General features: G+C 65.8%; 7 protein-coding genes. All 7 read left to right on the top strand.

What is annotated here, in order from left to right:
* Window positions 1-13 precede the first annotated feature (13 nt).
* The 7 genes from GPT33_RS03470 (at window position 14) to GPT33_RS03440 (ending at window position 9,503) form a co-directional block, all read left to right on the top strand.
* On the top strand, window positions 14-4,054 hold the full coding sequence (locus tag GPT33_RS03470; protein ID WP_296805877.1) for a translocation/assembly module TamB domain-containing protein: 4,041 nt from the start codon (window positions 14-16) through the stop codon (window positions 4,052-4,054).
* Entirely contained in the window at window positions 4,051-4,968 is a 918-nt protein-coding gene (locus GPT33_RS03465) for a lipid A biosynthesis acyltransferase (protein ID WP_296805876.1), read from the top strand. The genes GPT33_RS03470 and GPT33_RS03465 overlap by 4 nt, the downstream gene beginning before the upstream one ends.
* Before the next feature lie 14 nt (window positions 4,969-4,982).
* The gene (locus GPT33_RS03460) at window positions 4,983-5,981 is read left to right on the top strand and encodes a lysylphosphatidylglycerol synthase transmembrane domain-containing protein (protein ID WP_296805875.1); all 999 of its coding nucleotides are present in this window, start codon (window positions 4,983-4,985) and stop codon (window positions 5,979-5,981) included.
* A 301-nt stretch (window positions 5,982-6,282) separates the two neighbouring features.
* Window positions 6,283-6,657: a succinate dehydrogenase, cytochrome b556 subunit gene (gene sdhC / locus GPT33_RS03455; protein WP_296805874.1), complete on the top strand. Its 375-nt coding sequence runs from the start codon at window positions 6,283-6,285 to the stop codon at window positions 6,655-6,657.
* Window positions 6,654-6,998, top strand: a complete 345-nt coding sequence (sdhD, locus tag GPT33_RS03450) for a succinate dehydrogenase, hydrophobic membrane anchor protein (RefSeq protein WP_296805873.1) — start codon at window positions 6,654-6,656, stop codon at window positions 6,996-6,998. The genes sdhC and sdhD overlap by 4 nt, the downstream gene beginning before the upstream one ends.
* A gap of 7 nt (window positions 6,999-7,005) precedes the next feature.
* Window positions 7,006-8,769 carry a succinate dehydrogenase flavoprotein subunit gene (sdhA, locus tag GPT33_RS03445; RefSeq protein ID WP_296805872.1) on the top strand — a complete coding sequence of 588 codons (1,764 nt, stop codon included), beginning with the start codon at window positions 7,006-7,008 and terminating at the stop codon, window positions 8,767-8,769.
* Window positions 8,770-8,810: 41 nt separating this feature from the next.
* Window positions 8,811-9,503 carry a succinate dehydrogenase iron-sulfur subunit gene (locus tag GPT33_RS03440; protein ID WP_296805871.1) on the top strand — a complete coding sequence of 231 codons (693 nt, stop codon included), beginning with the start codon at window positions 8,811-8,813 and terminating at the stop codon, window positions 9,501-9,503.
* The last annotated feature ends 33 nt before the right edge of the window (window positions 9,504-9,536 follow it).

The raw sequence follows: 9,536 nt of genomic DNA, 5'->3' as shown, positions 1-9,536 counted from the left end.
TCGGCCCCGACCTATGAGCGAGATCGGAACCCCTGCGACGCCACCCGAAGAGCCTGCACCCGCGGAGCCGAAGGCCGATGCCCCCACGCCGTCTCGGCGGCGTCAGCGCATTCGGCCACTGCGCCTGTTCCTCGGCCTGGTCGCGTCCTTCACCCTGGTATTGGTCCTGATGCTGGGTCTGGTGCTCGGGACCCAGACCGGATTGCGCTTCGCGGTTGGGTTGGTCGAAGAGCTGGCCCCCGGCGTCCTCAGCGTCGAACGCGTCGAAGGTCGAATCACCGGGCGATTGGTCCTCGATCGGCTCGCAATACGGGTGGCCGACTTCGAGATGCGTGCCGGCCGGATCGGCCTGAACTGGTCGCCCGTCGCCGCCCTTCGCGGAGACCTGCCGATCGAGGTCCTGCGGATCCATGATCTGGATCTGGTGTTGCCGCCGAGCCCCGAAGAGCCCAAACCGCTCGTTCTGCCCGACATAGCCCTGCCGCTTCGCATCGCGCTGAACGAGGCGCAAGTCGAGCGACTGCGTCTGTTCAAGCACGGCGAGCCCGAGCCCTTTTTCGTGATCGAGGATGCGATCCTGTCCGCGAGCCTGCGGGGCAGCGAGCTCGACCTCGAGCGACTGGAGGTCGTGCTGCCGACACCGCGGCTCGCCGCGCGCGCTTTCGGTCGGGTCGAGCTCAGCGGCGACTATCCCTTGGATCTGGACCTCGACTGGGAGATGACTCAGGCCCCCGCGATCGCCCTGCAGGGTTCGGCGCAGCTCACGGGTGATCTGGCGTCGCTGCAAGTCCGACACCGTTTGAGCGGCTCCGTACAGGCGGATCTGGATGTTCGGGTCGACGACCCGCTCGGCAAGCCGGCTTGGGACGGTCGGCTGGAGATCCTCGGTGCGGATCTGCCCGACTTCGGGTCCGATCTGCCCGAGGTGGCGGTGACCGGCAGCCTGGAGACGCAGGGCGATCTCGAGAAGGCATCGGTCACGGGACAGCTCGATGCCCGTGCCCTGCAACTGCCGGATTTCGGACATCTCGCTGCCGTGCTGGATGTCGTCTGGGCCGAGCAGATCCTGGAGATCCGCAGTCTCGCGCTGACCGAGCAGGTCTCCGATGCCCTGCTGAATCTGACCGGCCGGGTCGATATGGGTGGAACACCCGGTCGCTTCGCGCTGGCCGGCCGATGGGAGCGCCTGCGTTGGCCTCTGAGCGGCGATACGATTGCCGAGTCACCCCGCGGGACACTCGATGCCTCGGGGGCCTTCGATGCCTTCGACTATGTCGTCTCGCTCGCAGCCCGGGGTCCGGATATCCCGGAGCTAACCCTGGATCTGAACGGCACGGGCTCGGACTCGGGAACGCGCATCGACGCCCTGAAGCTCGCCCTGCTCGACGGCGAGCTGCTCGGCGAGGGCGAGGTGATTTGGTCGCCCGAGGTGAGCTGGACGCTGAGCCTGAACGGCACGGATCTGAATCCGGTCGCCTTGGTCGAGGGGCTCGATGATCGGCTCTCGTTTCAGCTTTCGAGCGCGGGGGGGTTGGACGGGTTCGATTACGATCTGGCCGCCCGCTCGGTGGGCCCCGGTCTGTCGCCCTCGCAGCTGCGTCTCGGCGGTCGGGGCGACCGTCGCGAGACCCGAATCGAGACCCTGACGCTCGACACGCTCAACGGGCGCATCGTCGGTCTTGCCACGGTCGGTTGGGACCCCGAGGTCTCCTGGCAGGCGAGCTTGGACGTCGAGAACCTTGACCCGGGCATCGTTGCCCCCGAGTGGCCCGGCAACCTCGGTGGTCGCCTTACCAGTCGCGGGACTCTCGAGCCTGCGGGGCCCGACCTGGTCGCCGCCATTGAGCGGTTCGAGGGCATCCTGCGCGGCTATCCCGTCGTCGCCTCCGGTTCGGTCACCATGGTCGGGGAGACCATCCGGATCGAGGCCCTCAACGCGGCATCCGGTCCCAGCTCCTTGCAGGTCGCCGGACAGATCGACACGGCGCTGGATCTGAGCTTCGATCTGGAATCCTCCGACCTCGCGAGCTTGGCGCCCGAGGCCAGCGGCAGTTTGACCGCCCGCGGCAAGGTCTCGGGACCGCGCGCCGCGCCGCGCATCCTGCTTGAGCTTTCGGCGCGCGATGCGGAATGGGCAGGGCAGGGGATCGCCGGTCTGAACGGAACGCTGGATCTCGGGTTGTCTCCCGAGGATCCCTTCGAGATCCGTCTCGACGGCACGCGGCTCGTTGCCGGCGACATGACCTGGGACACCCTTGCGGTGCGTGGCGCGGGTAGGATCCCGGATCACCGCCTGGAGCTGTCGCTCAAGGGCGAGCCTGTCTCGGTGAGCTTCGAGGGTTCCGGCGGGCTCACTCGAGAAGGCGCCTACAGCGGGCGGATCGTGCGCCTGGATCTCGACACGACGACCTTCGGCGACTGGGGCTTGCGGCAACCGAGTCCGGTCTCGATTGCGGGTCCGAAGATCGCTTTCGGTCCCTTCTGCATCCGCGGGCCGAACGGCTCCGGCGGTTGTGCCGAGCTCAATCGCAGCACGGCCGAACGTGCGGTCGCGAGTCTTGATTTCGCCTTGGCCGATTTTGCACTGCTCGGGCCCGTGGTGCCGAGCAATCTCTCCCTGAGCGGCAATGCCGAAATCAAAGGACGCTTCGAGATCGCCGGCAATGTCCTGAGCGGCAGCGCAACCGCCGCGATCCCGCAAGGCTCGATCCAAGTGCTGATGGGCGGCGGCCGGAACGAGACCGTCGATTTCTCCGGGACGCGTCTCGGTCTGGAGGCCGGCGCACGCGCGCTCTCTGCCCGACTCGGTCTGCCGCTCGAAGGGCTCGGACGGGTGGACGGAACTCTTGACCTCGCGGGGTGGCGGCTCGACTCCCCGGCGCGACCAGGGCAGCCGCTTGCCGGCACCCTGCGCGGCGAGATTCGGGGACTCGATCGGGTCCCCAATCTGGTGCCCGACATCTCCGGGATGACCGGCGGCGTGGAGCTGGACTTGGGGCTGGACGGCACCCTCGCCGCACCGGCGCTGCGGGGCGATGCGCGGGTCCGGGATGTCGGCTTTACAGTCCCTTTGGTCGGGCTCAATGTGGCCGATCTCAACATCACGGCCAGCGCCCCGGCGATCGACCGGATGGAGCTGCAAGGCTCGGCGGACGTCGGCGGCGGCCGACTCGAGCTGACGGGCAACGCGCGCTTCGGCGGCGGCGGATTCGCCGCGCAAGCGCGCGCGTCCGGAACGAATCTCAAGGTTGCCGATACCGGCGAGTATTTTGCCTTGGTCTCTCCCGGTATCGATTTCGAGGCCAATTCTCAGGGAGCGCGTCTGAGCGGCGAGATCAAGATCCCGGAGGCGCGGATTCGACCCCGTTCCCTCCCCGCCGGGGTCAAGACGCAGTCGAGCGACGTCGTCCTTTTGGACCGGGAGCACCAGACGCCCTTTCCGCTCGCCGTCGACCTGCGTTTGATCCTCGGTGATCAGGTCACGATCGACGCCTTCGGCGTGCGCGGACGCCTGGCCGGGGAGCTGGCCTTGCTGCAAGCGCCCGGACGCGACATGCTGGGTAGCGGTCAGTTGCAGATCATCGACGGCCAATATCGGTTGACGACCGGGTTCGGGATTGCCGCCGAGATCGGTGCGCCGCTGAACATCGTCCAAGGCCGCATGATTTATGCCAGCAGCCCGATCGGTAATCCCGGTCTCGTCATCCAAGCCGAGCGTGACGGCGGAGCGACCGTCGCCGGTGTCCAGGTGCTCGGGACGCTGCGCGACCCGAAGCTCGCCTTCTTCTCGGAGACGGATCCCGGGATGACCCAGGCCGAGGTCACGAAATTTCTCTTGACCGGCGTCGCTCCGAGCGCGAGCGGCGATGCGGCGAACGCCGGCCTCGCGGTCGGGACCTACATCGCGCCGAAGATCTTCGTGGAATACGAGAGCGGCATCGGTGACGAATCCGGCGGTGTCCGAATGCGATACGATCTGACCGACCGCATCGAGATCCAAACCGAAACGGGCGGAAATCAGGGCGGCGACATCTTCTACATCTTCGAGCGATGAGCCTCTCCCATCCGAAGTATTGGCCCAGCTGGTTTGTCGTTGGCCTTGTCTACGGACTGGGCCGATTACCCTTCCCGCTGATTTGGGCGCTCGGCACCGCTGTCGGGCGCCTGACCTATCTGATCGCCGGCTCGCGGCGGCTGGTCGGGCGGCGCAACCTCGAGATCTGTCTGCCGCAGGCGACCCCGCGCGAGCGCGAGCGCATCCTGCGTGCGCAGTTCGGCTGGCTGGGGGTGGCGGCTTTCTGCCAAGGGGTCGGCTGGGGTGCGTCGCGGGCGCGTCTTGCACGCGTGGTGAAGATCCGCAACCGCGAGCTCATCGATCGTTGCATCGCCGACGGACGGCCGGTCATCGTCCTGGTACCGCATTTCGTCGGCCTCGAGCTCGGCGGTGCCGCCTTCACCGCGTTGGTCCACTCGGGCGTCTACATGTACCAGCGGATCCGCAATCCGGTGGTCGACCGGCAGGTGCGGCGCGCGCGTCAGCAATACGGCAGCGTCTCCATCGAGCGCCACGACGACCTGCGCGGGCTGGTGCGCGAAATGAAGAAGGGCACGCCCTTCTTCTATTTGCCCGATCAGGACGGCGGGAGGCGCGGTCTCTTCGTGCCCTTCTGCGGCGTCCCGGCCTCGACCGTGCCCATGCTCGGACGTTTCGCGGCCATGACCGGCGCAACGGTCATTCCCACCTTCGCCCGGTTCCTGTCTTGGGGGCGCGGGTTGGAGTTGATCTTCGATCCGCCTCTGGAGCATTTTCCGAGCGGTGATCGCACGGCGGATACCCTGCGTATGAACCAGGTCATCGAGGCGCGCATCCATACCATGCCCGAGCAATACTTTTGGGTGCATCGTCGCTTCAAGACCCGACCGCCCGGCGAGGCGCCCATCTATCCGCTCAAGCCGCGTCGTCGTTGAGTCTCGAGCCGGACATGGACTCCCGCAGCAAGGGCCTTCAGGAGACCGGCGAGGGCTTCGCCCTGCGCTTTGGCCGCCCGCGGGATTGGGCGATCGGCGGCGCGCTTCTGGCGGCGTTGGTGATCGCGGTCGAATGGACGGTCGGTTGGGGGCCCCTCCTCGAGCCTTGGCGCACGCTCTCGCCCTTGCTGTTGCTTGCGCTCTTCGGCCTGACCGCGCTCAGCTATATCATGCGGGCAGTGCGGGTTTACGACTATTTCGGGTCTCGTTTCCGCGGTTGCTTTCCGACCGTGCTGCGTCTGAGCATGCTGCACAACACGGCAAACAACCTCTTGCCGATGCGTGCCGGGGAGATGGTCTTCCCCTGGCTGATGCGGCGTTACTTCGGTCACGGGTTTCTCGATGCCGCGGCGGCTTTGCTCTGGATCCGCATCCTGGATCTGCATTTTCTGGCCTTGATCGGCATCCTGATCCTGTACCTGCGCGATCCTTTGCCGATCTGGTGGCTTGTGGCGCTCGCCTGGCTCGCCGGGCTCATGCTCTTCGCCCCGCTGCGGGGGTTGGTGAAGGACTCGGGGAGACAGTCGGGGCGGGCACTTGCGGCGAAGCTGATCGGACTCGTTCGACGCGTCCTGAGCGCGGCCCCCGCACAGCCCGGGATCATCGCCCGCGTCTATCTCTGGACGGCACTGACCTGGATCCTCAAGTTCACGGCCTTCGCGGTGCTGCTCGAGCACTTCCTGCCGGTCGAGTTCTGGCGTCTGCTGACTGGCGTGATGGGGGCGGAGCTCTCGAGCGTATTGCCCTTCCACGGCATCGCGGGCAGCGGGAGCTACGAGCTGGCCGTGGTGGCGGCCCTTGCGCCCTTGGGCGTAGAACCGAAACTGGCGTTGGCCGGCGCGGTCAATCTCCACCTCTTCTTGCTCGGATCGACCCTGGTGCTCGGCGCCCTCGCCTTCTTGTTGCCGAAGACCTCGGTCCGCGCCGGCGGCGACCCGCCGCGCGAGAGCTGACCCGGGCGATCGGCGGACGCGGGTCGAACCGAAGGGGTCGAGCCGGACACCGCAAGACCCTTGGTTGTTCTCAAGATTGAATCGCCCCCTGTTGCAGTGCACAATAACGACCCGATTTGAACGCCTGATGACAGTCCGGTGTCTCGGCACAAGACAGAAGTCCATGATCCGTTCACGGCTGTTGCTTCACCGTGACCGCACAACCCCCGGGCGAACCAAGTGTCGAATCGTCCGGACTCGGGTGGGTCGGGTCGGCTCGCGGCCGGCGCATCAATCTAGGCGCATCACCAAAGGTTAAAGAATGCAAACAACAAGACCTGTATTCCTGGATCTGTGGCGGATCAAGCTGCCGATTCCGGGTGTCGTTTCGATCCTTCATCGCATCAGCGGCGTCTTGATGGTCCTCACCATCCCGCTTGCGGCCATCCTCTTCCACCAAGCGCTCTCCGGGCCCGCGGGGTTCGCGCAGGTCGCCGGTATCCTGGACTTCTGGCTGGCGAAGCTGATCCTGCTGGTGTTGGCGTGGAGCCTGCTCCATCACCTCTTCGCAGGGATCCGTTATCTGTTGCTCGACCTGGGCCTCGGGCTGGACCGCCCTGCAGCGCGGCGGAACGCTTGGACCGCGCTGATCGCAGCCATCGTCGTTCTCGTCATCGGTGGAGGGCTGGCGTTATGAGCCGACAAGCATCCGGTCTCATGGCCTGGGTTATTCAGCGCGCCACGGCCGTCTATCTGGCGATCGTCCTGACTTATCTCCTGATCAAGTTTTCCTTCGACGCCCCGGTCGATCATGCCGCCCTGGTGGCTTGGGTCGCACATCCGGTCGTCGCGCTGGGTCTCGTCCTCTTGGTGCCACTCCTGCTGGCCCACGCCTGGGTCGGCATCCGCGACGCCCTGATCGACTATGTGCATGCGCTCGGCCTGCGGATCGGCCTGTTGACCCTCTTCGCCTTCGTCTTCATCGCCTCGGGCCTCTGGGCCTTCAAGGCCATCATCACCGCCGGTCTGCAGGGGTAATCCAGGCATGGGAATTCCAACTCGTCACTTCGACGCACTCATCATCGGCGCCGGCGGCGCGGGCCTGAACGCCGCGCTGCAACTGGCCGGCGCGGATCTGCGCGTCGCCGTCGTCTCCAAGGTCTTTCCGACCCGCTCCCACACGGTCGCCGCCCAAGGCGGGGTGAATGCCGCGCTCGCCAACGTCTTGCCGGACTCCTGGCACTGGCACATGTTCGATACCGTCAAGGGCTCGGACTATCTCGGTGACCAAGACGCCATCGAGTTCATGTGCCGCGAGGCCATCCCGACGGTCTACGAGCTCGAGCACGCGGGCGTGCCCTTCTCGCGTCTCGACGACGGCAAGATCTACCAGCGCGCCTTCGGGGGCCAAAGCCAGAACTTCGGCGGCGATCAGGCGGCGCGCACCTGTGCCGCCGCCGATCGCACGGGTCACGCGATCCTGCACACCCTCTACCAGCAGAACATTCGTGCGCGGACCCACTTCTTCGACGAGTTCTTCGCCATCGATCTGGTGCGGGATGCCGAAGGGGTGATCTGCGGCGCACTGGTGCTCGAGATCGAGACCGGCGAGCCGCTTCTGATCGAGTCCAAGGCAACCCTGCTCGCGACCGGCGGCTGGGGTCAGGTCTTCCGCACGACATCGAATGCGCACATCAACACCGGCGACGGTGCCGCGATGGCCTTGCGTGCGGGCATCCCGCTGATGGATATGGAGTTCTTCCAGTTCCACCCGACCGGCATCGCCGGCAAAGGGATGCTGATCACCGAGGGTACGCGCGGGGAGGGCGGTTACCTCATCAACAAGGACGGCGAGCGCTTTATGGAGCGCTACGCCCCGCGCGCCAAGGATTTGGCCAGCCGTGACGTGGTCTCGCGCGCGATCGTCACCGAGGTGAAGGAGGGCCGCGGCTGCGGCGAGAACGGCGACTATGTGATGCTCAAGCTCGACCATCTCGGCGAGGCGGTCATCTCCAAACGTCTCCCCGGTATCCGCGAGTCGAGCCAGATCTTCGCGGGCGTCGATCCGGTCATCGAGCCCATTCCGGTCTTTCCGACCGCACACTATGCGATGGGCGGTATCCCGACCGACCGCTTCGGCCGCGTCGCCATGCCGGCCGGTCACGGCTCCGAGGAGGTCGTGGTCGGACTCTACGCGGCCGGGGAGTGCGCTTGTGCCTCGGTGCACGGCGCCAATCGGCTAGGGGGGAACTCGCTGCTCGACATCCTGGTGTTCGGTCGATTGGCGGGCAAGGACATCATCGAGTATGTCCGCGAGAACCCCTATCAACGCACCGTCGACTCCGCAAGTCTGGAGCAGGCGATGGGTCGTTTGCGCCGCTGGGAGCACAAGGGCGAGGGCCCCACGGTGCAGCAGTTGCGTGCCGATTTCCGCAAGTGTATGGAAGACCACGCCGGCGTCTTCCGGACCGAGGAGATCATGGCCGAGGGCTACAACAAGCTCTGCGAGTTGCGTGACCGACTCCCCGAGGTGCGCCTGACCGACCAGTCCAAGGTCTTCAACACCGCCCGGATCGAGGCGCTGGAGCTGGAGAACATGATGGATGTCGGCATGTCGATCGCGGTCTCCGCGCTGCATCGCCAAGAGAGTCGAGGCGCCCACTCCCGGCCCGATTATCCCGCGCGCGACGACCAGACCTGGCTCAAGCACAGCCTCTACTACCGGGAAGGCGATCGCATGGACTACAAACCGGTGCGCACCAAGCCCCTGACGGTCGAGTCCTTTCCGCCGAAGGAACGGGTTTATTAGGGCGGCGTTCAGGGTTCAACAACAACGAATTCAGGTGCGTTATGAAGATCAGCGTCTACCGCTACAATCCGGACACCGACACCAAGCCCCGGATGCAGGACTTCGAGGTCAAGACCTTTCAAGGCATGATGCTGCGCGATGCCTTGCTCGAGGTGAAGAAACAGGACGAGAGCTTCAGCTTTCGCCACTCCTGCGGCGAGGGGGTTTGCGGCTCGGACGGGGTCAACGTCAACGGTCGCAACGTGCTCGCCTGCATCACGCCCATCAGCGAGTTGAAGGAGCCGATCCAGGTCCGCCCCTTCCCGGGCCGCCCGGTGATCCGCGACCTGGTCGTCGACATGACCCAGTTCTACGAGCAATACCGCGCCGTCAAACCCTACCTGGTGCGCAAGGATCCGCTCCCGGAGCAGGAAATCCTCCAGTCGCCGCAAGAGCGCGACAAGCTCGACGGTCTCTACGAGTGCATCCTCTGCGGCTGCTGCTCGACCGCCTGCCCGTCCTTCTGGTGGAATCCGGAGAAGTTCCACGGCCCCGCGGCCCTGCTGCAATCCTGGCGTTTCCTTGCCGACAGCCGCGATCAGGCGACCGAGGAGCGGCTCGATGCCCTCGACGGTCCCTATAAGCTCTTCCGCTGCCACAGCATCATGAACTGTGTCGAGGTCTGCCCGAAGGGGCTCAATCCCACTCGGGCTATCGGCAAGATCAAAGATCTGATGCTCGATAAGGGTGTCTAGCGGTCCGGTGGCGACTGAATCGACATCCGAGAC

The organism is Thiocapsa sp., assembly GCF_011390875.1.
GTDB lineage: Bacteria > Pseudomonadota > Gammaproteobacteria > Chromatiales > Chromatiaceae > Thiocapsa.
The sequence above is the reverse complement of the archived record's forward strand: the minus strand, read 5'-3'. Positions and strand labels throughout refer to the sequence as shown.

What these genes read in the sequence shown, in the direction of transcription:
- GPT33_RS03470 (WP_296805877.1), top strand. Translation starts at nt 14, where the DNA reads ATGAGCGAGATCGGAACCCCTGCGACGCCACCCGAAGAGCCTGCACCC.
- GPT33_RS03465 (WP_296805876.1), top strand. Translation starts at nt 4,051, where the DNA reads ATGAGCCTCTCCCATCCGAAGTATTGGCCCAGCTGGTTTGTCGTTGGC.
- GPT33_RS03460 (WP_296805875.1), top strand. Translation starts at nt 4,983, where the DNA reads ATGGACTCCCGCAGCAAGGGCCTTCAGGAGACCGGCGAGGGCTTCGCC.
- sdhC (WP_296805874.1), top strand. Translation starts at nt 6,283, where the DNA reads ATGCAAACAACAAGACCTGTATTCCTGGATCTGTGGCGGATCAAGCTG.
- sdhD (WP_296805873.1), top strand. Translation starts at nt 6,654, where the DNA reads ATGAGCCGACAAGCATCCGGTCTCATGGCCTGGGTTATTCAGCGCGCC.
- sdhA (WP_296805872.1), top strand. Translation starts at nt 7,006, where the DNA reads ATGGGAATTCCAACTCGTCACTTCGACGCACTCATCATCGGCGCCGGC.
- GPT33_RS03440 (WP_296805871.1), top strand. Translation starts at nt 8,811, where the DNA reads ATGAAGATCAGCGTCTACCGCTACAATCCGGACACCGACACCAAGCCC.